Genomic DNA, 23,450 nt, shown 5'->3' with positions numbered 1-23,450 from the left:
CATGTCCGCGGGCGCCTGTCCGCCGGCGAGCCCTCGGAGTGAGACATGCAGAGCGTGCTCAGCATCGCGGTCGACGCCCTTGCCTACGGCATGGTGCTGTTCGTCATCTCGATCGGCCTGTCGATGACAATGGGGCTGATGCGGGTGGTGAATCTGGCGCACGGCGCCTTCGCGATGGTTGGCGGCTATCTGGCCTCCTATGCGGTGCGTGATCTGGGCCTGGGCTATGTCGCCGGTGTCGTGCTGGCGGTGGCCGGCACCGTCGTGATTGCGGCACCGATCGAGCGACTGCTCTACCGCCGCATCTACAACAAGCCGGAACTCATCCAGGTGCTCATGACGATCGGCATCACCTTCTGCGTCATCGGCATCGCGAACTATCTGTTCGGGCCGACGCTCAAGACCATCCCGCTGCCCGCCATGCTGAGCGGACCGGTCGATCTCGGCTTTCGTTCGATTGCCGCGCACAAGCTGTTCGCGATCCTGTGCGGCCTCGCCGTCGCCGCGGCTCTCTGGTATCTCGTCGAGCGGACGCCCTTCGGGGTGAAGCTGCGCGCCTCGGTGGACAACACGCCGATGGCTGCCGCGCTCGGCGTCAGGACGAAATACGTCTACGCGGCGAGCTTCGCGATCTCGGTCGGCCTTGCCGCGTTCGGCGGCATCGTCGGCGCCGAGCTGCTGCCGATCGAGCCCTACTACGCGTTGCGCTACATGGTGACTTTCCTCGTCGTCGTCTCGGTCGGCGGAGCCGGCTCGATCGGCGGTGCCTTGCTTGCCTGCCTGGTGCTTGGCGCGATCGACACGACGGGGCGCTATCTGGTGCCGGAATATGGCGAATTCTTCTTCTACCTTGCCGTGATCGCCATCGTCTGCGCGTTTCCGCGCGGCCTTCTTGGAAAGGCCTGACGGATGGACGCCGATCATCCTGCAAGCCTCGCCGGGCAAGTCGCCAGGCCGCGTTTCTCCGCTTCGGCTGACTGGATCGGCCTTGCGGCGATCCTGGCCGCCGCGATCATCTTCTATCTGCTGTTTCCCAACAATCTTGCGCTGCTGACGCGCGTCATAGGCATCGTCATGCTGGTGCTGTCGGTCGATCTCGTGACCGGCTTCTGCGGCGTGGCGACACTCGGCCACGCCGCGCTGTTCGGTGCGGGTGCTTATGCCGCCGGTATCGCCGCAGCGCATTTCGGCATTACCGACCCGATCGCCATGATTGCGGCAGGCGCCGCCGGCGGCGCGGTCGCCGGCTTGATATCCGGCCTCGTCGTCCTGCGCGGCCACGGGCTCGGGCAACTCGTGCTTTCGATCGCCATCGTCAATCTCTTTCACGAGGCGGCCAACAAGGCCGCGAGCTGGACCGGCGGTAGCGATGGCCTGACGGACATTGCGCCAAGCCCGCTGTTCGGCGTTTTCGCATTCGATCTTTGGGGACGCACCGCCTATGGGCTGGGGATAGCGCTGCTGGTGATCGTCTTCTTCCTGCTGCAGCGCCTGTCCCGCTCTCCGTTCGGCATGCTCTGCCGCGGCATCCGGCAGGATCCGATCCGGGTTGCGGCAATGGGTGCGTCGGTGCGCAAGACGCTGCTCAAGATGTACATCATCTCCGGCCTGGTCGCCGGCGTCGGCGGTGGCCTCAATGCAATCTCCACCCAGGTGGTGGGCCTCGACAGCCTGAGCTTCACCCTCTCGGCGCAGGCGCTGGTGATGCTGGTGATCGGCGGCACCGGATCGCTCTACGGCGCGATCATCGGCACGGTCGTCTTCATGCTGTTCGAGGATTTCGTTTCCGCCGCCAACCCGTTCCACTGGCTGACGATCATGGGCGCGCTGCTGGTCGGCGTCGTGCTGTTTGCGCCGCGCGGCATTTTTGGCACGGCCGCCCATCTGTTCGATCAGTGGAGGCGAAGATGAGCGCGGTATTCGAGGTCGAGCGACTGAGCAAGGCCTTCGGCGGGCTGGCGGTGACCCAGGCCGTCTCGCTGGCGATGGCGCCAGGCGACCGCGTGGCGCTGATCGGGCCGAACGGCGCCGGCAAGACCACGTTCGTCAATCTCGTCACCGGCCATCTGAAACCGGATTCAGGGGTCGTCCGCATCGCTGGCGAGCCGCTCAACGGCATGAATCCGATGCAGCGCGTGCAGCGCGGCCTGGTACGATCCTTTCAGGTCACGCGTCTGTTCCCGGAGATGACGCCGCGGGAGCATCTCGCACTCGCCGTCCTGCAGCGCCAGGGCCGTACCGGCCGCCTGTACGGAACGCTCTGGTCGATGCCTGAAGTCCTCGACGAGAGCGAGGCGCTGCTGCGCACGCTTGGCCTGGAGGCCGCCGCCGACCGCAAGGTTGCGGAGATCGCCTACGGGCAACAGCGGCTGCTGGAGATTGCGTTCGCGCTGGCGTTGAGACCGAAAGTGTTGTTGCTGGACGAGCCAGCGGCCGGTGTTCCGCAAAGCGAAACCCCGCGCATCGAGGCCGCACTCGCCGGGCTTCCCGCCGACCTGGCGGTGCTCATGATCGAACACGACATGGATCTCGTGTTCCGTTTTGCCAAACGGGTCATCGTCCTGGCCGCCGGCACGATCATCTTCGACGGCGCACCCGGCGATGTGACCAAGGACGCACGCGTGCGCGAGGCCTATCTCGGGAGCTATGCCGATGACCGCAGCGTCGCTTGAGATATCGGGTCTGACCGCCGGCTACGGTCAGACCCGTGTGCTCGAGGATGTATCTTTCGTATCGCCTGCGGGCGCCAGGCTGGCGGTGCTCGGACGAAACGGCGTCGGCAAGTCTACACTGCTCGCCACGATCGCCGGCCAGACACGGCGCCATGCCGGAGAGATCAGGCTGGGAGGCGTCGACATCGTCGGCAAGGACAGCGCCTCGCGTGCCTGGCTTGGCCTCGGCTACGTGCCGCAGGAGCGCGGCATCTTCCCGTCGCTGACCGTGGAGGAGAACCTCTTCGTCGGGCTGAAGGATCGCCAGCGCTCGGCCGTGGACGAGGCTTACGCCATGTTCCCTCGGCTGAAGGAGCGCCGGCGCAATCGCGGCAACCAGCTCTCAGGCGGCGAACAGCAGATGCTGACGACGGCGCGTACCATTCTCGGTCGTCCATCCGTGCTGATGCTTGACGAGCCGCTCGAAGGACTGGCGCCCGTGATCTGCGACGAACTCATGGCGGCGCTGATGCGGCTCGCTTCCGGCGGCGACATGACCATCCTGCTGGTCGAGCAAAGGATACGTGCCGCACTGGACTTCGCCGATCAGGTGCTCATCCTCGAGCGCGGCCGGGTCGCCTGGACCGGGACGCCAGCGGCACTGCGCGCCAGTCCGCAGACCATCGAGAGGCTGCTCGGCGTTGCCGCGATGCCGCATTCAGTCGATTAAGCAAATCCAGGAAAGTGTCTAGCGGCTTTCCGTCCGGAATTGCAGTCAGCGTCAGGCGTGGTGGCTGGCCGCCTCGCGGATGGTCTGCAGCAGGATGGTGAAGGCCGGCGAGGGGGCGGTGTCGGTGCGCATCGTCAGGCCAACCGGTCCCTTGGTCTCCTCGGTGTTGACCGGCAAGGCGACGAAGGCGCCGCTGGCGATTTCGTTGGCGACGACGCCGGCCGAGATGATCCAGACGGCATTGCTTTGGCGCATGAAGGAACGGCCGAAGGAATCCGAGACGGTCTCGATCTCGGTCGCCGGCGCCGTCATGCCATTGGTGATGAACAGGCGGTCGACGAAGGGGCGGATGACGGATTCCCGCGTTGGCATCAGCACAGGGAATTCGTCGAGGCGGGCGAACACATCCTGGCCAGGCTCGAGCAACGGATGTCCGGCCCGCACCACGAACAGCACCTGTTCGGAATAGAGATGCTCGAAGAAGAAGCCGGTCATGTTTTCCGGCGCCGCGAGCCGGCCGACGACGAGGTCGAGCGCGCCGACGCGCAGCTGTTCCAGAAGCACCGCATTTTCGCCGGTGACGATCTTGATCGCGGCGCCGGTGTTCTCGCTCAGGAACAGGTTCATGGCGAGCGGCATCACCCGCGCCGACACGGTGGGTAGCGCGCCGATGCGGATCGGGTGGCGGTTGATGGCGCCGTCCTGGCGGACGGAATCGACGCCGCGCTTCAGCGCGGTGACTGCCGTGCCGGCATGGCCGAGGAAGATCTCGCCGAGCCGCGTCACCCTTATGCCGCGGCCGTCGCGTTCGACGACGGCGATGCCGAGCGCCTCTTCCAGTTCGCGCAATGTCTTGGTCACCGCCGGCGCGCTGACATGCAGGAAATCGGCGGCGCGCGCCACGCTGCCTTGCCGCGCCACTTCGAGAAACGCCTGCAGGTGTCTGAAGCGGATGCGGCTTTCGGCCATGGTTCGATAACCCCCAAGTTAATGAAATGCCGCAAAATATCATTTTACCGAACCAAACACCTAGTGCAAGGTAGCAGCGGAGGATCGAAATCGTGCCATTCGTCAGCATCGGCGGCATCACGCTGCATCACCGCTACAGGCCGGCAGCTGGCAATGCGCGCCCGATCGTGTTCATCAATTCGCTGGGAACCGACTTCCGGATCTGGGACGAAATTGTCTCGGCGCTCGATGGTGAAATGCCTCTGCTCGTCTACGACAAGCGTGGCCACGGGCTCTCCGACATTGGCGGTATCAACTCGATCGACGACCATGTCGACGATCTCTGCGGCCTCATCGATCATCTCGGCCTTGGCAAGGTCGTGCTGTGCGGCCTGTCGGTGGGTGGGCTCATCGCACAAGGATTTTATGCGCGGCGCCCCGAAGCTGTCGAAGGCCTTGTCCTGTCGGACACGGCGCACAAGATCGGCACGGCCGACAGCTGGAACGCGCGCATTGCAACGGTCGAAAGCAAGGGCATCCAGGAGATTGCCGATGGGGTGCTCAAAATGTGGTTCACCCCCGCCTTCCACACGGCGCGTTCGGCCGAGCTTGACGGCTATTGGAACATGCTGACCAGGCAGGCGCTTGCCGGTTATGTCGGGACCTGCGCCGCCGTCCGCGACGCGGATTTCACCGAAGCCGCGCGCCGCATCGCGGTGCCGACGCTCTGCGTCGTCGGCGACCAGGACGGTTCGACGCCGCCCGAGCTGGTGCGCTCGCTGGCCGACCTCATCCCCGGCGCGCGCTTCGAGGTGATCCGCGACGCCGGGCACATCCCCTGCGTCGAGCAGCCCGAAGCGCTCACCGCGCTGATCCGCGACTTTGTCGCTTCGCTTGCCGATGGAAAGCAAACTCATGGATGAAGTGTCGAAGAATACAAACGCATTCCGCGCCGGACTGTCGGTCAGGCGTTCGGTGCTCGGCGATCCGCATGTCGATCGCGCCGAGGACGCCGCCACCGATTTCGACCGGCCGTTCCAGCACCTGATCACCGAGGCCGCCTGGGGAACCGTGTGGGCGCGGCCCGGTTGGAGTCATCGTGAGCGCTCGATCGTGACGCTGGCGCTGCTGGCGGCACTCGGCCATGATGAGGAGGTGGCCATGCATGTGCGCGCCACCGCCAACACTGGCGCTTCGCGCGACGATATCTGCGAGGCGTTCCTGCACGTCGCGATCTATGCCGGCGTGCCGGCGGCAAACCGCGCCTTCAAGATCGCCAAGGAGGTGTTCTCGCAAATGGACGGAGGCAAGAGCGCCCATGCCTGAGCCCGGCTCGAACCGGATGCCGGAGACCGGTGCCTTCTTCCAGCGCGACCGGACATGGCACCCGCCGGTGCTGACGCCGGGCTACAAGACCTCCGTGCTGCGCTCGCCGCAGAAGGCGCTGCTGGCGTTCGACAACACAGCGTCGGAACTCACCGGCCCGGTGTTCGGCCACGCCATGCTCGGCGAACTCGACAACGATCTGATCCACAATTTCGCCAGGCCCGGCGAAAGTGCCATCGGCGAGCGCATCATCGTCTACGGAAAGGTGCTCGACGAGCGCGGCAAGGGCGTGTCGGGCGCGCTGCTCGAATTCTGGCAGGCCAATTCAGGCGGCCGCTACCGCCACAAGAAGGACGGCTATCTGGCGCCGCTCGACCCGAATTTCGGCGGCTGCGGCCGCACCATCACCGGCGAGGATGGCGGCTATGCTTTTCGCACCGTCAAGCCCGGGCCCTATCCCTGGCCGAACGGGCCCAATGACTGGCGGCCCTCACACATCCATTTCTCGATCTTCGGCCATGCCTTCGCGCAGCGGCTGATCACGCAGATGTATTTCGAAGGCGATCCGCTGATCTGGCATTGCCCGATCGTGCGCGGCATTCGCGACAAGGCTGCAATCGAGACGCTGGTCGCCGCCCTGGACATGCAGGCGACGATCCCGATGGATGCACGCGCCTACAAGTTCGACATCGTGCTGCGCGGACGGCGCGCCTCGCTGTTCGAGAACCGGCCGGAGGGCAATTGATGGCGCAGTCGCTCGACCGTCTCAAGGAAAGCCCCTCGCAGACCGCCGGCCCCTATGTGCATATCGGGCTGACGCCCAACTTCTGCGGCATCGGTGGGGTCTATCCGGCCGATCTCGGCGCTTCGATGGTCAACGACAAGACCCAAGGCGAGCGGATCGGGCTCGAGATCCGGGTGCTCGACGGCACCGGTACGCCGCTCAGGGATGCGCTGATCGAGATCTGGCAGGCCGACGCCAATGGGCTCTACAATTCGCCGGCCGAATTGCGCGGAGCAGCCGATCCGGATTTCTTGGGATGGGGCCGCTGCCCGAGCGACATGGAAACCGGTCTGTGCAGCTTCCAGACGATCAAGCCCGGCCGCGTACCGTTCCGCGACGGGCGGCTGATGGCGCCGCATGTCAGCCTGTGGATCGTGGCGCGCGGCATCAATATCGGCCTGCACACCCGGCTCTATTTCTCCGACGAGGCAAAGGCCAATGCCGAGGACCCGATCCTTGCCCGCATCGAGCAGCGCATACGGGTGCCGACGCTGATCGCCGAGCGCAAGGGCGGCAGCTACATCTTCGATGTCCATCTGCAGGGCGAGAAGGAGACGGTCTTCTTCGACAGCTGACCGGCCGCGACATGCCCGTATCGCCTTTCGACCATCCGCTGCTGTCCGGCCTTCTCGGCGACGAGGAGGCGGCGAGGCATTTTTCCGTGGAAGCGGAGATCGCCGCGATGCTCGCCTTCGAGCGCTCGCTGGCGGAGGCCGAGGCAGCATGCGGCGTCATCCCTCACGAGGCCGAAGCCGCGATCGTTATGGCTCTGGCATCATTCCGGCCCGACACGCCGAAGCTGCGCGCCGGCGTCGCCAGAGATGGCGTCGCAGTTCCCGAGTTGGTGCGGCAGATCAAAACCGCGGTTGGCGAACCGCATGGCCAGTGGGTTCATTTCGGGGCGACCAGCCAGGACGTCTTCGACACCGCGCTGATGCTCCGGCTGAAACCCGTGGTCGAGCATCTTGGCCTGCTGTTGACCGAGAACATCGTGCGATTTGCTTCTCTCGAGGAACAGTTCGGGGGCAGGGCGCTGATGGCGATGACGCGCATGCAGCCGGCAATCCCGATCCAGGTGTCGGACCGCGTCAGGGCATGGCGGGCGCCGCTGCAACGGCACCAGCAGCGATTGTCGGAACAGTCCGGGCGGCTGCTGGTGGTGCAGTTCGGCGGTCCGGCCGGCACACTGGAGAAACTGGGCGACAAGGCCGAGCTTGTCCGCGCGGCACTGGCCGCCAGGCTCGGCCTCGGCGACGCGCCACAATGGCATAGCCAGCGTGATGCGCTCGCCGATTTCGCCGGCTGGCTGTCGCTGGTGACGGGCAGCCTCGGCAAGTTCGGGCAGGACATGACGCTGATGGCGCAGGCCGGTACCGACATCGCGCTTTCCGGCGGCGGCAGTTCGTCGGCTATGCCGCACAAGCAGAACCCGGTGAAGGCCGAAGCGCTGGTGGCGCTGGCCCGCGTCAACGCCACGCAGCTTTCCGGCATGCATCAGGCACTGGTGCATGAGCAGGAGCGGTCCGGTGCAGCGTGGACGCTGGAATGGCTCTTGCTGCCGCAGATGGTGGTCGCGACCGCCGCCGCCTTGCGGCTCGCCGCTGAACTCGCCGGGCAGATCGAAAGTCTCGGACACTGATGCGCACCCAGGTTGTTATCGTCGGGTCCGGACCATCCGGCCTGCTGCTCGGCCAGCTTCTCGCCACCATCGGTATCGAGACGATCATCCTCGAACGCTCGAGTCGCGAGCATGTGCTTGGCCGCGTGCGCGCCGGGGTGCTCGAGCAGGGCACGGTCGAATTGCTGGAGGAGGCGGGTGCTGCCGCGCGGCTGCATGCCGAGGGCCTGCCGCATTCCGGCATCTCGCTCGCCTTCGATGGACGCCTGCACCGCATCGATCTGGCCGCACTCACCGGCGGCAAGCATGTCACCGTCTACGGCCAGACTGAAGTGACGCATGATCTGATGGACAAGCGCGAGGCGGCGGGGCTCGTCACCGTTTATGAGGCCGCGAATGTCGCGCTGCATGATTTCGATGGCGAGACGCCTTACGTCACCTATGACAAGGATGGCGCCAGCCACCGCATCGACTGCGACTTCATCGCCGGCTGCGACGGCTATCATGGCGTCAGCCGCAGATCGGTGCCGCAAGGGGCGCTGAAAACCTTCGAGCGGCAGTACCCGTTCGGCTGGCTCGGCGTGCTGGCGGAAGTGCCGCCGGCCGACCACGAACTGGTCTACGCCAATCACGAGCGAGGCTTTGCGCTGTGCTCGATGCGCTCGACGCACCGCAGCCGCTACTATGTGCAGGTTCCCGTCGATGAGCGCGTCGAGGCTTGGTCCGATGACCGCTTCTGGGACGAGTTACGCAGCCGCCTGCCGCCGCAGACCGCGGCTGCCGTCGTCACCGGACCATCCTTCGAAAAATCGATCGCGCCGCTGCGTTCCTTCGTCGCCGAACCGATGCGCTTCGGCAAGCTGTTCCTGGTCGGCGACGCCGCCCATATCGTGCCGCCGACCGGCGCCAAGGGATTAAACCTTGCCGCGAGCGACGTGCGCTATCTCTTTGCCGGGCTTCGCGAATTTTATCAGGAGAAGTCGCAGGCAGGGCTCGATGCCTATTCCGGCAAGGCGCTGGCGCGGGTCTGGAAAGCAGTGCGCTTTTCCTGGTGGATGACGACGATGCTGCACCGGTTTCCCGATACGGGCGAATTCGGCCAGCGTATCCAGGAGGCCGAACTCGACTATCTCGTGCATTCGCAGGCCGCGTCGACCGCGCTGGCCGAGAACTATGTCGGCTTGCCTTATTGACCGCGAGGAACCGTCACACCCGTTCCAGCGCGATCGCAATGCCCTGGCCGACGCCGATGCACATGGTGGCCAAAGCATAACGGCCGCCGCGTTCGCGAAGCTCGATCGCCGCGGTGCCGGTGATGCGGGCGCCGGACATGCCGAGCGGATGGCCGAGCGCGATAGCGCCGCCATTCGGATTGACGTGCTCCGCGTCCTCGGCAATGCCAAGTTGGCGGAGCACTGCGATGCCCTGGGAGGCAAAGGCTTCGTTGAGTTCCACGACGTCGAATCGCTCTGGCTTCAGGCCGAGCCTTGCGCAGAGTTTCTGCGTTGCCGGGGCAGGGCCGATGCCCATGATGCGCGGTGCGACGCCGGTGGCGGCACCGCCGAGAATGCGGGCGATCGGCGTCAGGCCGTATTTCTTCGCAGCCGCTTCCGAAGCGATTATGAGGGCCGCCGCGCCGTCATTGACGCCGGACGCGTTGCCGGCGGTCACCGTGCCGCCTTGCCTGAACGGAGTTGGCAACTTCGCCAGCGCCTCGACCGTGGTGCCGGCGCGGGGATGCTCGTCCTTCGATACGATCACCGCATCGCCCTTGCGCTGCGGGATCGTCACCGGCGTGATCTCCTTCGCCAGCCGGCCATTGGCTTGTGCGGCGACGGCCTTGTCCTGGCTGCGCACGGCAAAAGCATCCTGGTCGGCCCGCGAGACGGAAAAATCCTCGGCGACGTTCTCGCCGGTCTCCGGCATCGAATCGACGCCGTATTGCTTCTTCATCAGCGGGTTGACGAAGCGCCAGCCGATAGTGGTGTCATGGATCTCGGCGTGGCGCGAAAAGGCGGTTTCGGCCTTGGGCATGACGAAGGGCGCGCGGCTCATCGATTCGACACCGCCGGCGATCATCAGTTCCGCTTCACCGGCCTTGATGGCGCGCGCGGCGATGGTGACGGCATCCATGCCCGAGCCGCAAAGACGGTTGACGGTCGAGCCGGGAATGTCCTTGGGCAGGCCGGCGAGCAGCAGCGCCATGCGCGCGACATTGCGGTTGTCCTCGCCAGCCTGATTGGCGCAGCCATAAACGACGTCGTCGATCGCCTGCCAGTCGATACCGGAATTGCGCTCGACCAGCGCCTTCAGCGGGATGGCGCCGAGATCATCTGATCGCACCGAGGACAGCGCGCCGCCGAAGCGGCCGATCGGCGTGCGGATGTAGTCGCAGATAAAGGCCTCGGCCATCTATGCAGCTTTCTCTTTCGCGGTTCCCTCATGCGCGGCTTTGGTGCGGGCCTGCAGATTGCGCAACGTCTTCAGTTCGAGTTCCGTTGGCGGCGGCGTTTCGTCAAGAGCCTCGGCGAATGTTACGACCCAGCCACAGGTCGCCTGCACCTGTTCGCGGCTGACACCGGGATGCAAGGATACAACCGTGAACTCCTTGGTGACGGGATCCGGCTTCCAGATGGCAAGGTCGGTGATCAGCAATGTCGGGCCTGCCGTGTCGATGCCCAGACGCTTGCGGTGATCGCCGCCTTCGCCATGGCCGAAGGAGGTGAAGAAGTCGATCTTCTCGACCATGCCGCGCTTGGTCTGCGCCATGGTGATGTAGATTTCCTTCGACGAGGTGGCGATCTCCGGCGCACCGCCGCCGCCGGGAAGTCGGGTCTTCGGGTGCGCATAGTCACCGATGACGGTGGTATTGATGTTGCCGAATTTGTCGAGCTGGGCCGCACCGAGGAAGCCGATCGAGATGCGGCCGCCCTGCAGCCAGTAGCGGAACATCTCCGGCACCGCGACGGTGGTGACCGCCGTTTCGCAGAGTTCACCGTCACCGATCGACAGCGGCAGCACGTCGGGCGCGGTGCCGATGGTGCCGCTCTCATAGATCAGGGTGATGTCGGGCGCATGCGTCAGCCGCGCAACGTTGCAGGCGGCAGACGGCGCGCCGATGCCGACGAAGCAGACGTCGTCGTTCTTCAGCGCACGGCTGGCTGCGATTGTCATCATCTCGTTGGGGGTGAAGCCCAGTTTTTGGTCCTCGCTCATGCCGCAGGCCTCAGATGTTCGACGCGCGCAGCGAAATCGCCGGCCGTGCTTTCGATGACGTTTGCCTGCATCCAGGCCTGAAAGCGGTCACGGTCGGCGGCGATCTCGTCCCATTCGAGATAGGCGGCGTTGTCACGCACATAGTAGCCATGCGCATAGGAGGGATGCGAGCCGCCGGGCACGACCGAGATGGCGCTGATCGTCCAACTTGGCAGCACGGTCAGGTTGGGATGGAGATCGTCGAAACTGTCGACCACTTCCTCCACCGTCACGACCGCGCGCTTTGCGGCGAGCACGGCTTCCTTCTGGATGCCGATGATGCCTTCGACCAGCACATTGCCTTTACTGTCGGCCTTCTGCGCATGGATGAAGCTGACGTCGGGCCGAATGGCCGGAACGGCGGCAAGCACCTCGCCGGTGAAGGGACAAGTGACCGAGCGGATGTTCGGGTTGACCGACGCCAAGCCGGCGCCGCGATAGCCGCGGAACACTGCGCAGGGCAGGCCGGCCGCACCTGCTTCATAGGCGTTGGCCATGCCGGCATGGCTATGCTCTTCAATCTCGATCGACCTGGGAAAGCCGTTCTCGATGGCGTCACGGGCGCGCCTGAGCAGGCCGACACCGGGATTGCCGACATAGGAGAAGATGATCTTCCTCGCCATGCCCATGCCGATCATCTGGTCATAGATCAGGTCGGGGGTCATGCGGATCAGCGTCAGGTCGCGAAATCCCTGGCGGATCGCCTCATGCGCAGCCGCCGTCGGGATCAGATGGGTGAAACCCTCGAAGGCGACCGTGTCGCCATCATGCAGATTCTCGGTCACGGCCTCTTTGAGGGGCAGGAACTTCACCATCGCGGCAACTCCGGACTTCGAAAAAGTTCGTATTTCGAACATATGTTTGCTATGAGATACTTTTATGTCGGATGGCCGCATCGAGTCAATCCCGGCGCGGCAGTGTTTGCGGAGGCCACATGGACGAACAAGGCGTTTCGCGTGACCATGTCGGCTCGCTCGAACGCGGGCTTGCGGTGATGGAAATCCTGGCCCGGCATCCCGCCGGCATGACGCTGACCGAGATGGCGGAGGAGGCGGGGCTGACCCGCGCCGGTGCTCGCCGTTTCCTGCTGACGCTAACCGCGACCGGCTATGCGACGCAGTCCGGCCGGCTGTTCTCGCTGTCGCCGCGCCTGCTGACCGTCGCCCGCACCTGGCTCGGCGGCGCGTCGCTGTGGACCTTCGCGGCACCCATCATGCGCGAGGTGGCGGGGCAGTTCGACGAGGCCTGCAACGCGGCGGTGCTGTCGGGCGAGGATGTGGTCTATGTCGCCCGCATTCCCGGCCGCCGCATACTCAGTGTGTCGCTCGATGTCGGTACAAGGCTGCCGGCATATTGCACCTCGATGGGGCGCGTGCTGCTTTCCGGGCTGGGCACGGACGAACTGAAGTCCTTCCTTGCCGAAGCAAAGATCGAGCGGCGGACGCCGAAGACGATCACCAATCGTGCCGCGCTGGGCAAAGCGATCGACGCTGCAAGGGCGGATGACTTCGCCATCGTCGATGAGGAACTGGAGCTCGGCCTGCGCTCGATCGCCGTGCCGATCTGCGACCGCACCGGGAAAACTGTGGCAGCGATCAATGTCTCGACCCAGTCGGCCCGTTTCTCCGTCGAGGCGATGGAGCGCGAGATCCTGCCTGCGCTGCTTCGTGCGAAACAGCGCATCGAGGAGTTCTTCTTCGTCTGACGAACACGCGAATCGTTAGCGATTGACGAGGTGGTCAAAATCCAATATTGAACAGGATTATACAGGTTTACTGAACAGGTACCCATATGAAGCGGCGCGCGGTTCAACTGTCTCCCGGCACGGGCAAGCCTGAGCAGATCGCCACCGTTCTCGAGCATGAAATCCGCTCCGGCGTGCTCGGTTTCGGTGATCGCCTGCAGAGCGAGAACGAGCTCGTCCAGCGCTTTTCCGTCAGCCGCAACACCGTCCGCAAAGGCCTCGAGGAGCTGTCCAGCCGCGGGCTGATCACCACCAAGGTCGGCATCGGCTCGTTCGTCACTTTCGACGGCAAGCCGGTCGACGATGCGATCGGCTGGTCGCGGGCGCTTGCCAATGCCGGCGCCAATGCCGAGACGCGGACGCTGCGGCTGGAGGTGATCGAGGACGCCGACCTTGCGGCGCTGCTCGGCATTGAGAGCCCCTTCTTCATCGCTGTCGACCGGGTGCGCACCAACGCCAGCGACGGCCATGCGATTTCGATCGAACGCAGCCGCCTGCCGCTGTCGCCCGAGCTGGAGGACGTGCCGCTGCGTGGCCTGCGCGAGGGTTCGCTGCACCAGACCCTGCGCGGCGCCGGTCTCATTCCCGACCATGGCGAGGAATGGGTCGGCATCGAAATGCTGAATGCCGAGGATGCGGCCATTCTCGGTTGCCCGCAAGGCACGCCCTTCCTGCGCGGTCGCAGGCTGACGCGGGCGGCCGACGACCGGCCGATCGAATATGTCACCAGTCTGCTCAACCCGGCGCATTTTGCGCTGCATATGAGATTCTGAGCGATGCCGGACACCGCCAAGGATATGCTCGATCGCGCCATGGGCGCGCTTGTCGGCGGGGCGCTCGGAGATGCGCTCGGCATGCCGACACAGCTTTTGTCGCCGGCTCGCATCGCAGCGCTCTACGGCCATGTCGAGGATTTTGTTGCCCCCGTCGCCGATCATCCGGTGTCGAAGGGTTTGCTGGCGGGCACCATCACCGACGACACCGAACAGGCGCTGTTGCTCGGCCGCATCCTGGTCGATTCCGGCGACCGCTTTGACCATGCGCGCTGGGTCAATGCGCTGCTCGACTGGGAACGCGAGGTCAAGGCGCGCGGCAGCTATGACCTTTTGGGTCCATCGACCAAGCGCGCCATCGATGCCATCAACAATGGCGTGCCGCCGGAAGAGGCCGGGCGGGGCGGCGACACCAATGGCGCGGCTATGCGCATCGCGCCGGTTGGCATCATGATGCCGCTGGCGCCGCTCGACGCTTTTGTCGCCAAGGTGGCCGAAACCTGCCGGGCTACGCACAACACCTCGATCGCCATCGCCTCGGCCGCCGCTGTCGCCGCCGCCGTCAGCCGCGGCGTTGCCGGTAGTGACTGGCGCGCCGCTTCCGATAGTGCCGTCGCGGCTGCCGGGCAGGGTGCCGCACTTGGGCATTGGGTGACAGGCGGCGACATCGCCGCGCGCATCGTGTGGGCGCAGGAGCTTGTGCGCGGCAGAACGGTGAAGGACGCCATCCGGCTGATCGTCGATCTGGTCGGCACCGGCGTCGCCAGCCAGGAATCGGTTCCGGCGGCCTTCGCCGTGCTCGAGGTCGCCGCAGGCGATCCGTGGCAGGCGGCCGTCATCAGCGCCAATCTCGGAGGCGACACCGACACGATCGGCGCCATCGCCGCCGGCATGGCCGGCGCTTGCGCCGCCTTCTCCCGTTTGCCGCAAGAACGCATTTCCAGGCTCGTCGGCATCGACATCGGGCAGGTTCGTGCGCTGGCTTCCGACCTTGTCGCAGCGCGCGCAACGAAGATGAAGTCCGGCAAGGATGCGGCGGCATGAGCGGGCGTCTCGTCCATATCGGCAGCGCGGTTGTCGATTATGTCTACCGCATCGACGCCTTGCCGGCGCCTGGCACGGAGAAAACCGCATCGAGCTTTGCCCAGGTCGCGGGCGGCGGTTTCAACATGATGGTCGCGGCCAGCCGCACCGGCATGACTGTCGTTTTCGGCGGCCAACTCGGCAGCGGGCCGAATGGCGACTTTCTGCGCGCCGCCTTCGCCGCCGAAAGCATCGAAACGCTGACGCCGGCATCACCCGCGATGGACAGCGGCAATTGCGTCGCCATGATCAGCAGCGACGCCGAACGCACCTTCGTGTCGTGGCCCGGCGCCGAGAGCGTGCTCAGCCTGGCGATGATGGCGCCAGTCCGGGTTGCGCTGGGGGATTGGGTGTTCGCGTCCGGGTATACGCTGAGCTATCCCGGCAGCCGCAATGCGCTGGCCGACTGGATCGAGGCGCTGCCTGTAAACATACCCTTCGTCTTTGACCCGACCCCGGTCGTCGCAGACATTCCGCGTACCGTTCTCGACCGGGTGCTTGCCCGCATCACCTGGCTGAGCTGCAACATGACGGAGGCGGCCGAGATCGCTGGTCTGGGTGATGTCGAAGCACTCGCCGCCCGGCTGCTTTCCAGCCATTGCCCAAGGGCCGAAGGCGTCGTCATCCGCGCCGGCGCCAAGGGATGCTTCGTGCGGCTGGCCGACGGCAGCACGAAGACGGTTCCCGGCTTCAAGGTCGCCGCCCTCGACACCAATGGCGCCGGCGACACCCATATCGGTGCCTTTGTCAGCTCGCTGTCGCGCGGCGTGCCGGCTTTCGAAGCGGCACGCTACGCCAATGCGGCGGCGGCGCTCTCGGTCACCCGGCACGGGGGATCGTCGGCGCCGAACGACGAGGAGATCCAGGAATTCCTCAGCCATCACGATCGATCGTCGACCGTGCATGGCCGGAAGCAAGAGGCCTAAACAAGCCCCGCCAAGCGGGCAAACAATGAGAGGAACGAACATGCGCATACCCAGACTGACTATCCTGCTGACGGCGACCGCCGTCTTCACCTCCGCGCTCACGCTGGCCGCCAGTGCGGCCGAAGTGCACGTGCTCAACTGGAAGGGTTATGGCGCCGACGAGCCGTGGGCGATCGCCGCCTTCGAGAAGGCGACCGGCAACAAGGTCGTCAACGACTTCTTCAATTCCGAACAGGAAATGCTGACCAAGCTCCGGACCAATCCCGGCCTCTACGACGTCGTCATGATCAACGCTGCCTTCAACGACCAGGCGATGGCGGAAAAGCTGATCCAGCCGATCGACGTGTCGAAGCTATCCAACTATGCCGACATCAGCCCGGACAAGGCGGGCTCGCCGATGCTTGACCATGACGGCAAGGTCTACGGCGTGCCGTGGGTGTGGGGCCTGACCGCTCTGGCCATCAACGAAAAGTCCTTCGACAAGCCGCCGCCGAGCATCGCCGTTATGTGGGATGCCGCGCATAAGGGCCGTGTCGTCATTCGTGACGACGCCGTCGAAGCTGTCCAGTTCGGCGCCATCGCCACGGGACAGAACATCAACGACATCAAGGATATGGAAGCGGTCAAGGCGAAGCTGACCTCGCTGATGCCACAGATCAAGACCTTCTGGAGTTCGGAGAACGACTGGAACCAGATGGTCGCCTCCAATCAGATCGACATCGGCACCTATTGGAGCGGCTCGGCCGATCGCGCCAAGACCCACTTCAAGCTGCCGGTCTCGCTGGTCATCCCGCAGGAGGGCGCTGTCGCCTGGCTCGATGCCTTTTCCATCCCGGTCGGTTCCAAGAATGTCGAGGGCGCCGAGGCCTTCATCAACTACATGATCGATCCGACATTTTATGTCGAATGGGTCACCAAGGTCGGCGCGCCGGTGTCGGCCAACACCAAGGCAGTTGCCGCGCTTCCCGAGGATGCCTTCAACCGCAAGGTCATGGGTGATCCCGAGGTGGCCAAGCGCATCCAGTTCCAGGCGCCGATCACCGACGCGCAGCGCGAGGCCTATCTGGCGCTGTGGCAGCAGCTCAAGGTCGACGTGAAGTAAAGCCGACGTCCGGACCAGCCGGCGATCCTCGCCGGCTGGTTCTTCCGATCCTGGGGAGGAGAGGCATCATGGCAGCACAGGGTGCGACCGCGACGCGCAGCGGGCTGAGATCGGCCTTGCCGCTGCTGGCGCCTGCCTATCTCTGGCTGACGGTGGCGATCTTCCTGCCTTTGTCGGCCATGGTCTTCTTCTCATTCATGACCGAGCTGTCGCTGTCGGGAAAGCCGTGGGCGTTCACGCTCGGCAACTATGCCGCCTTCTTCTCGCAGAGCCTCTACCTGACGCTGCTCTTGGCTTCGCTGCGCCTCGGTCTCGAGGTGACGCTGTGGTGCATCGTCATCGGCTACCCAGCCGCTTACGTGCTGGCCAAGGTGCTGAAGGGCCGCAGCCGCGAGGCGATCTTCCTGCTCGTCATCCTGCCGTTCTGGTCGAACGGGCTGGTGCGCATCTTCTCCTGGGCGATGGTGCTGCGCGAAGGCGGCATCCTCGACACCGCGCTCAACGCCGTGCTGCCGTTCAAGATCAACATCGACCTGATGTATTCCTACCCGGCCGTCATCATCGGCCTGGTGCACTCCTACGTGCCCTACATGGTGCTGACCTGCTATCTGACGCTGCAGGCCATCGACGACTCGCTCATCGAGGCCGGGCGCTCGCTCGGCGCGACGCGGCTGCAAGTGCTGAAGCGGATCATCATCCCGCTGTCGATGCCGGGACTGGTGGCGGGCGCGGCTCTGATCTTCGTGCCGGTCGTCGGCTCGTTCATGGAGCCGCGCATCCTTGGCGGCCGCACCGGCACGTTCTACGGCACGGTCATCGAAGACCAGTTCGTCGCCGTATTCAACTGGCCGCTGGGCGCGGCCTTGTCCTTCATCCTGCTGGCCGTTGTGCTGGTCATCCTGGCGGTCGCCTCGCCTGTGTTGCGGAGGGCTGCGTGATGGCGACGACCCGCATCCTTGAAGGGCTCGGCCGCCTCTATATCTGGCTGCTGCTCGCCTTCCTCTATCTGCCGATCATCATCATGGCGCTGATGTCGTTCAACGTCTCGCCTTTCTATCAACTGCCGTTCGAATGGACGACGGAATGGTACGCCGCGCTATGGCAGAACGACCAGCTGATCGCGGCCACCTGGAACAGCATCGAGATCGCCGTCATCACCACGCTCATCTGCACGGTGCTCGGCTCGGCGGCATCGCTGGCGCTCTATCGCTACGACTTCCGCGGCAAGAAATTCCTGCAGGCGCTGCTGTTCCCGCCGATCGCCATTCCGTGGCTGATCACCGGCACGGCGATGCTGATCTTCTTCTTCGGCGTCGGCATCGGGCGCGGCCTGTTTGCGATCCTGCTCGGCCATGTGGCGCTGGCGCTGCCCTATGTCATCGTCGTGGTGTCGGCGCGGCTACAGACCTTCGCGCCGGAACTGGAAGAGGCGGCGCGCTCGCTCGGCGCCAACCAATGGCAGGTGACCAGCCGCGTGACGCTGCCATGGATCATGCCGGGCGTGATTGCCGGCGGCCTGTTCGCCTTTGCAGTGTCGTTCGACCAGTTCGTCGTCTCCTACTTCCTGTCGACGCCGGGCCAGACGACGCTGCCGGTCGAAATCTACGCGGCGATCCGCAAGGGTTTCACGCCCGAGATCAACGCGGTCTCGACGATCATCATCGTCGTCTCGATGGCGCTGATGCTGCTCACGGCGCGGTTCTTCAAATTCGGCGGAGAGAAATAATGGCCGGTGTCCAGGTATCGAACGTCTCCCGCAGCTTCGGCGCGCACAAGGCGCTGGACGACGTCTCCATCGATTTCGCCGATGGCGGTTTTTATGCACTGCTCGGGCCGTCGGGCAGCGGCAAGACCACGCTGCTCAGGCAGATCGCCGGGTTCGACTTTCCGGACTCGGGCCGCATCGCCATCGGCGGAGAAAGCGTCGAGCGGGTGCCGGTCGAGAAACGGCGCATCGGCATGGTGTTCCAGAACTACGCGCTGTTTCCCAATATGAGCGTCGCCGACAATGTCGCCTTCGGCCTTTCGGTGCGCGGCGAGCCGAAGGCCACCACCGCCACGGAGGTGCAGCGCGCGCTGGACCTGGTGCAACTCAGCAAGCTCGGCGGGCGCCGTCCGCACCAGCTTTCCGGCGGCCAGCGCCAGCGCGTCGCGCTTGCCCGCGCCATCGTCACCAAGCCGCGTGTGCTGCTGCTCGACGAGCCGCTCGGCGCGCTCGACAAGGCGCTGCGCGTCGACATGCAGATCGAGTTGAAGCGCATCCAGCGTGAGATTGGCATCACCACCATCTTCGTCACCCACGACCAGGAAGAAGCGCTGACGATGAGCGACCGCATCGGCATCTTGCGCGACGGCCGGCTGGTGCAGGAAGGGCCGCCCGAGGAGATCTACGACAGGCCGCAAAGCGAGTTCGCCGCCACCTTCCTCGGCGACGCCAACATTTTTCGCGGCGATGCGACCGGCGATGGTATTCGCCTTTCAGACGGCACAGCGATCGCCGCTGGCGCCGGCGCGAAGCTTACCGCCGGCGCCAGGGCGAGCTGCGCCGTGCGGCCGGAACGCATCCAGATTTCGACCGGCGCGGGAAGGTCCGACGCAGGCGGCGCCAACGTCCTCAATGGCCAGGTTTCCAAGCGCATCTTCGCCGGCAGCAACAGCACCTATTTCGTCGACCGTGACGGTCAGACGCTCAAGGTGATCATCCAGAACACCGGCGCCGAGCGGCTTGCCGAAGGCCAGGACGTGGTGCTGCGCTGGTCGCCGGAGAGCACGGTGCTGATCGCCGCAGTCTAGCGGCATTGTCGCGTGTCCGATCAGCCCGATGTCGGAATTGGCACTCTCCGGTCCTGATGGGAAATGATGGTGCCGGGCTTGGCTGATGCAGGGGCCATGGCGTTATATCCAGTCCTCGACGGGAGGAGTGGATGGCAAGCATGGGTTTCGAACCGGATGTGAAGGTTCGCACCAGCGAATACCGGATCGGCTGCATCGGCGCCGGCATGATCATGGCCGAATGCCATCTCACTGCCTACGAGCAAGCCGGCTTTCCGGTCGTCGCGATCGCTTCGCGCACCAGGGCCAATGCCCAGAAGGTCGCCGACCGCTGGGCCATAGCGACCGTTCACGACACGCCGGAGCAGCTGATCGAGGATAGCCGCGTCGAGATCGTTGATCTTGCCTTTCCGCCCGATCAGCAGCCGGCGCTGATCCGCCACGCCCTGAAGCAAAAGCATATCAAGGCGATCCTGGCGCAGAAGCCCCTGGCGCTTTCGGTCGAGGAAGCGATCACGCTGCGTGACGAAGCGGCCAAGTCCGGCAAGATCCTCTCGGTCAACCAGAACATGCGCTACGACCAGTCGATGCGCGTGCTCAAGCAGATCATCGACAATGGCGCGCTTGGCGACATCGTCTTCGCGCAGATCGACATGCATGCGATCCCGCACTGGCAGACCTTCCTCGCCGACTACGACCGGCTGACATTGGCCAATATGAGCGTGCACCACCTCGACGTGCTGCGCTTCCTGTTCGGCGACCCCCAGGAGATCACCACGCTGACACGCAAGGACCCGCGCACCAAGTTCGACCACTCAGACGGCATCACGGTTTCGACGCTGCGGTTTCCCTCAGGCGTGCTCGCCGTATCGCTGGAGGATGTCTGGTCCGGTCCGCGCCAGGAGGGCTATCACGACGACCAGCACATCAACTGGCGCGTCGACGGCACCAAGGGCGTGGCCAAGGGCACGATCGGCTGGCCGAAGGGCGTGGCCTCGACGCTGACCTACGCCTCGACAGAGACGACGGGCGGCGAATGGGTGACGCCCCGCTGGGACACGATGTGGTTCCCGCATGCCTTCATCGGCGTCATGGAACAGCTGCAGCATGCGGTGAAGACGGGCACGCCGCCCGCGCTGTCGGTCGCCGACAACGTCAAGACCATGGCGCTGGTCGAGGCCGGCTACCGCTCTATGGCGGACGGCCGCACCGTAAAGCTGTCCGAGATATCGACCGATTGAACATCTGGCTGCCGAATAGCGTGGCAGCTGAATCGCTTACTGGGAGGAGTTCACATCATGATGCAGGCAGGTATCTTCACCGGCTATTTCCCCTACGAGCTGGAGGAGGTCGCCAGGCGCATTCGCGCCCTCGGCTTCAACACGGTGCAGCTCGACCTGCATTTCAAGGAAATCGACCTCTCGGCCGGGCAGATCACGAAGGACAAGGCAAGAAAGGTCCGCGATACGTTCCGCGACCACGATTTGCCGATCTGCTGCTTGTCGGGCTACACCAACATCATCCATCCGGACAGAGCCGAGCGCGAGAAGCGGCTTGCCTATCTCAAAGAGATTATCCGCAACGCGCGCGAGTTTGGCTCGCCTTATGTGATCTCGGAGACCGGCACCTACAACACCGAGTCCGATTGGGTGCATCACCCCAGGAACAAAACCGAGGAAGGGTTCGAGGAATGCCGGAACGTGCTCTCCGACCTCGCCCAGACCGCCTATGACCATGGTGCGGTCTTCCTGCTCGAAACCTATGTCAACAACGTCGTCGGTTCGGTCGAGGAGACGGTGAGGATGTTCGCCCAGGTCGACCATCCCGGGCTCGGTCTGCTGATGGATCCGACAAACTATTTCGAGGCGCACAACATCGACCGCATGGACCAGGTGCTGAACCAGGTGTTCGACACGCTGACCGACAAGATCAGGATCGCGCATGCCAAGGACGTCAAGCGCGCCGGCAGCGACAAGTCCGAGAAGCATGCCGACATCGGCGACGAGGATGCGCATGAGGGGCTGACGTTCCGCGGCGTCGGCGAGATCGAGCTGCCGGCACCCGGTCTCGGCTCGCTCAACTATGACCTTTATCTGAAGCGGCTCAGCGACAAGCACCCGAACATCCCGGTCATCATCGAGCATCTGACCGAAGACGATGTGCCGCGCGCGAAAACTTTCCTCGATGGGAAATTCCGCGCCAACGGCCTTTGAGGGCCGGCGGGAGGTGACAATGGCGACGACGGCCAAGACGAAACGCGATTACAGCCTGGTCGGCGAAAGCACCCGCCGGGCGATCGAGACCGGGCTTGCCTCGGCCGAATGGTACCACACCGACGTCTCGCGCAAGGCGATGAAGGAATTGATGCAGCGCTCGGACGGTCCGGCGATCCGCGACACGATCATCTGGATATCAGCCATACTGGGCTCGGCGGCCGGCATCATCTGGTTCTGGAGCACCTGGTGGGTCGTGCCGTTCCTGGTCGTCTATGGCGTGCTCTACGGCTCCTCCAGCGACTCGCGCTGGCACGAATGCGGCCATGGCACCGCCTTCCGCACGCGCTGGATGAACGATGTCGTCTACCAGATCGCCAGCTTCATGGTGATGCGCAATCCGGTTACATGGCGCTGGAGCCATGCCCGCCACCACACCGACACCATCATCGTCGGGCGCGACGCCGAGATCGCGGTGATGCGGCCGCCGGACCTGCTGAAGGCGGGATTGGCCTTCACCGGCATACTCGATTTCCGCTACTCACTGCCGGCGCTGCTGCGCCAGGCGTTGGGCAGGCTGTCGGACGACGAGAAGAGCTACGTGCCCGAGATGGAGCAGGGGAAAGCGGTCTTGGCGGCGCGCTGGCATATCGCTGTGTACGTGGCGACGATCGCTATCGCGATCGCGCTTAAGTCATGGCTGCCGCTGGTGCTGATCGACCTGCCGCGCCTCTACGGCACCTGGCACATGGTGATGACCGGCCTGCTGCAGCATATCGGGCTCGCCGACAATGTCGTCGACCACAGGCTGAACACCCGCACCGTCTACATGAACCCGATCAGCCGCTTCATCTACTGGAATATGAATTACCACGTGGAGCACCACATGTTCCCGATGGTACCCTACCACGCGCTGCCCAGGCTGCACGACCTGATCAAGCACGATCTGCCCGTGGCGAACCCGTCGATCTGGCATGCCTATCGGGAGGTCTGGCCGGTGCTGCTGAGGCAGCTGAGATACGAGGACTATTACCTCAAGCGCGAATTGCCGCCGACGGCACGGCCCTATCGCGGCGAGTTCCACGAGGCCGATATGTCGGCGGCGGCCGAATAGGTTTTCGCCGGCGATTATGGGGTCAAGACCGGGAGAAAAAGATGGCCGAATGGGTCGCTGCGTGCGCCGTGGACGATGTCGACGAGGAGGATGTTATCCGCTTCGATCATGGCGGCCGCAGCTTTGCGATATACCGCTCGCCGGACGATCAGTTTTTCGCCACGGACGGCTTCTGCACGCGTGAGAAGGCGCATCTCGCCGACGGCCTCGTCATGGACGAGATCATCGAATGCCCCAAGCACAATGGCCGCTTCAACTACAAGACCGGGCAGGCCAAGGGGGCTCCGGTGTGCGTCAACCTCAGGACCTACCCGGTCAAGGTCGAGGCCGGCAAGGTCATGATCGAGATCGATTGATCGCGTCCCAAACCGCAAGGACGGCACGAGGTGAGCGCGGGGCGCTTGGTTCGGC

At 64.6% G+C, this 23,450-nt stretch carries 26 protein-coding genes; 22 read left to right on the top strand and 4 right to left on the bottom strand.

The genetic code is table 11. The annotated features are described in order from the left end of the window. The first annotated feature begins 45 nt into the window (after positions 1-45). The 4 genes from A6B35_RS23735 to A6B35_RS23720 are packed head-to-tail and all read left to right on the top strand — an operon-like array spanning position 46 to position 3,381. Positions 46-906: a branched-chain amino acid ABC transporter permease gene (locus tag A6B35_RS23735; protein WP_006204676.1), complete on the top strand. Its 861-nt coding sequence runs from the start codon at positions 46-48 to the stop codon at positions 904-906. Positions 907-909: 3 nt separating this feature from the next. Then, the gene (locus tag A6B35_RS23730; protein ID WP_006204675.1) at positions 910-1,911 is read left to right on the top strand and encodes a branched-chain amino acid ABC transporter permease; all 1,002 of its coding nucleotides are present in this window, start codon (positions 910-912) and stop codon (positions 1,909-1,911) included. Beyond that, a complete protein-coding gene (locus A6B35_RS23725; protein ID WP_006204674.1) occupies positions 1,908-2,672 on the top strand; it encodes an ABC transporter ATP-binding protein in 765 nt (254 codons plus the stop codon). The genes A6B35_RS23730 and A6B35_RS23725 overlap by 4 nt, the downstream gene beginning before the upstream one ends. Beyond that, positions 2,653-3,381, top strand: coding sequence for an ABC transporter ATP-binding protein (locus A6B35_RS23720; RefSeq protein WP_006204673.1), 729 nt, complete (start codon positions 2,653-2,655; stop codon positions 3,379-3,381). The genes A6B35_RS23725 and A6B35_RS23720 overlap by 20 nt, the downstream gene beginning before the upstream one ends. A 51-nt stretch (positions 3,382-3,432) precedes the next feature. Here the strand turns inward: A6B35_RS23720 and pcaQ are convergent, their stop codons facing one another. Further along, on the bottom strand, positions 3,433-4,350 hold the full coding sequence (gene pcaQ / locus A6B35_RS23715; RefSeq protein ID WP_006204672.1) for a pca operon transcription factor PcaQ: 918 nt from the start codon (positions 4,348-4,350) through the stop codon (positions 3,433-3,435). A gap of 92 nt (positions 4,351-4,442) precedes the next feature. On the opposite strand from pcaQ, the gene pcaD reads away from it, so the two are divergent. Genes pcaD through pobA form a run of 6 tightly spaced genes read left to right on the top strand, consistent with a single transcriptional unit; the run spans position 4,443 to position 9,250 of the window. Beyond that, complete coding sequence (gene pcaD / locus A6B35_RS23710; RefSeq protein WP_006204671.1) at positions 4,443-5,252, top strand: 3-oxoadipate enol-lactonase; 810 nt, start codon at positions 4,443-4,445, stop codon at positions 5,250-5,252. Next, positions 5,245-5,655, top strand: coding sequence for a 4-carboxymuconolactone decarboxylase (gene pcaC / locus A6B35_RS23705; RefSeq protein WP_006204670.1), 411 nt, complete (start codon positions 5,245-5,247; stop codon positions 5,653-5,655). Before pcaD ends, pcaC begins: the two co-directional genes overlap by 8 nt. Next, the gene (gene pcaH / locus A6B35_RS23700) at positions 5,648-6,400 is read left to right on the top strand and encodes a protocatechuate 3,4-dioxygenase subunit beta (RefSeq protein WP_006204669.1); all 753 of its coding nucleotides are present in this window, start codon (positions 5,648-5,650) and stop codon (positions 6,398-6,400) included. The genes pcaC and pcaH overlap by 8 nt, the downstream gene beginning before the upstream one ends. Beyond that, a complete protein-coding gene (gene pcaG, locus A6B35_RS23695) occupies positions 6,400-7,014 on the top strand; it encodes a protocatechuate 3,4-dioxygenase subunit alpha (protein WP_006204668.1) in 615 nt (204 codons plus the stop codon). The genes pcaH and pcaG overlap by 1 nt, the downstream gene beginning before the upstream one ends. 11 nt (positions 7,015-7,025) lie before the next feature. After that, entirely contained in the window at positions 7,026-8,078 is a 1,053-nt protein-coding gene (locus tag A6B35_RS23690; RefSeq protein WP_006204667.1) for a 3-carboxy-cis,cis-muconate cycloisomerase, read from the top strand. Further along, on the top strand, positions 8,078-9,250 hold the full coding sequence (gene pobA, locus A6B35_RS23685; protein WP_006204666.1) for a 4-hydroxybenzoate 3-monooxygenase: 1,173 nt from the start codon (positions 8,078-8,080) through the stop codon (positions 9,248-9,250). The genes A6B35_RS23690 and pobA overlap by 1 nt, the downstream gene beginning before the upstream one ends. Positions 9,251-9,263: 13 nt before the next feature. Here pobA and pcaF read toward each other — a convergent pair whose 3' ends face one another. From pcaF to A6B35_RS23670, 3 genes are read right to left on the bottom strand one after another with little or no spacing between them, the layout of a single operon-like run. Continuing rightward, positions 9,264-10,469: a 3-oxoadipyl-CoA thiolase gene (gene pcaF, locus A6B35_RS23680; RefSeq protein WP_006204665.1), complete on the bottom strand. Its 1,206-nt coding sequence runs from the start codon at positions 10,467-10,469 to the stop codon at positions 9,264-9,266. After that, on the bottom strand, positions 10,470-11,273 hold the full coding sequence (locus tag A6B35_RS23675; RefSeq protein ID WP_065518263.1) for a CoA-transferase subunit beta: 804 nt from the start codon (positions 11,271-11,273) through the stop codon (positions 10,470-10,472). Beyond that, positions 11,270-12,127 (bottom strand): CoA transferase subunit A, encoded by an 858-nt coding sequence (locus tag A6B35_RS23670; protein ID WP_006202771.1) that lies wholly within the window; start codon positions 12,125-12,127, stop codon positions 11,270-11,272. Before A6B35_RS23670 ends, A6B35_RS23675 begins: the two co-directional genes overlap by 4 nt. 119 nt (positions 12,128-12,246) lie before the next feature. Here A6B35_RS23670 and A6B35_RS23665 point away from each other — a divergent pair, with 119 nt between their 5' ends. The 12 genes from A6B35_RS23665 (at position 12,247) to A6B35_RS23610 (ending at position 23,395) form a co-directional block, all read left to right on the top strand. Beyond that, entirely contained in the window at positions 12,247-13,017 is a 771-nt protein-coding gene (locus tag A6B35_RS23665; protein ID WP_006202772.1) for an IclR family transcriptional regulator domain-containing protein, read from the top strand. An 86-nt stretch (positions 13,018-13,103) separates the two neighbouring features. Further along, positions 13,104-13,829, top strand: a complete 726-nt coding sequence (locus tag A6B35_RS23660) for a GntR family transcriptional regulator (protein ID WP_006202773.1) — start codon at positions 13,104-13,106, stop codon at positions 13,827-13,829. 3 nt (positions 13,830-13,832) lie between these two features. Continuing rightward, positions 13,833-14,873, top strand: coding sequence for an ADP-ribosylglycohydrolase family protein (locus A6B35_RS23655; RefSeq protein WP_006202774.1), 1,041 nt, complete (start codon positions 13,833-13,835; stop codon positions 14,871-14,873). After that, positions 14,870-15,838, top strand: coding sequence for a PfkB family carbohydrate kinase (locus A6B35_RS23650; protein ID WP_006202775.1), 969 nt, complete (start codon positions 14,870-14,872; stop codon positions 15,836-15,838). The genes A6B35_RS23655 and A6B35_RS23650 overlap by 4 nt, the downstream gene beginning before the upstream one ends. Before the next feature lie 40 nt (positions 15,839-15,878). Further along, positions 15,879-16,940 carry an ABC transporter substrate-binding protein gene (locus A6B35_RS23645; RefSeq protein ID WP_006202776.1) on the top strand — a complete coding sequence of 354 codons (1,062 nt, stop codon included), beginning with the start codon at positions 15,879-15,881 and terminating at the stop codon, positions 16,938-16,940. A 68-nt stretch (positions 16,941-17,008) separates the two neighbouring features. Further along, on the top strand, positions 17,009-17,878 hold the full coding sequence (locus tag A6B35_RS23640) for an ABC transporter permease (protein ID WP_006202777.1): 870 nt from the start codon (positions 17,009-17,011) through the stop codon (positions 17,876-17,878). Further along, entirely contained in the window at positions 17,878-18,666 is a 789-nt protein-coding gene (locus tag A6B35_RS23635; protein ID WP_006202778.1) for an ABC transporter permease, read from the top strand. The genes A6B35_RS23640 and A6B35_RS23635 overlap by 1 nt, the downstream gene beginning before the upstream one ends. Further along, complete coding sequence (locus A6B35_RS23630) at positions 18,666-19,733, top strand: ABC transporter ATP-binding protein (protein ID WP_006202779.1); 1,068 nt, start codon at positions 18,666-18,668, stop codon at positions 19,731-19,733. The genes A6B35_RS23635 and A6B35_RS23630 overlap by 1 nt, the downstream gene beginning before the upstream one ends. A 131-nt stretch (positions 19,734-19,864) precedes the next feature. Then, on the top strand, positions 19,865-20,953 hold the full coding sequence (locus tag A6B35_RS23625; protein WP_040582930.1) for a Gfo/Idh/MocA family protein: 1,089 nt from the start codon (positions 19,865-19,867) through the stop codon (positions 20,951-20,953). Between the two features lie 57 nt (positions 20,954-21,010). Then, positions 21,011-21,925 carry a sugar phosphate isomerase/epimerase family protein gene (locus A6B35_RS23620; protein WP_006202781.1) on the top strand — a complete coding sequence of 305 codons (915 nt, stop codon included), beginning with the start codon at positions 21,011-21,013 and terminating at the stop codon, positions 21,923-21,925. A gap of 19 nt (positions 21,926-21,944) precedes the next feature. Next, positions 21,945-23,039, top strand: a complete 1,095-nt coding sequence (locus A6B35_RS23615) for a fatty acid desaturase family protein (RefSeq protein ID WP_006202782.1) — start codon at positions 21,945-21,947, stop codon at positions 23,037-23,039. 41 nt (positions 23,040-23,080) lie between these two features. After that, complete coding sequence (locus A6B35_RS23610) at positions 23,081-23,395, top strand: MocE family 2Fe-2S type ferredoxin (RefSeq protein ID WP_006202783.1); 315 nt, start codon at positions 23,081-23,083, stop codon at positions 23,393-23,395. The last annotated feature ends 55 nt before the right edge of the window (positions 23,396-23,450 follow it).

Origin of the sequence: Mesorhizobium amorphae CCNWGS0123, from assembly GCF_001686985.1 — a bacterium.
Classification (GTDB): Bacteria; Pseudomonadota; Alphaproteobacteria; order Rhizobiales; family Rhizobiaceae; genus Mesorhizobium; species Mesorhizobium amorphae.
This window is presented reverse-complemented; position numbering and strand designations above follow the sequence as displayed.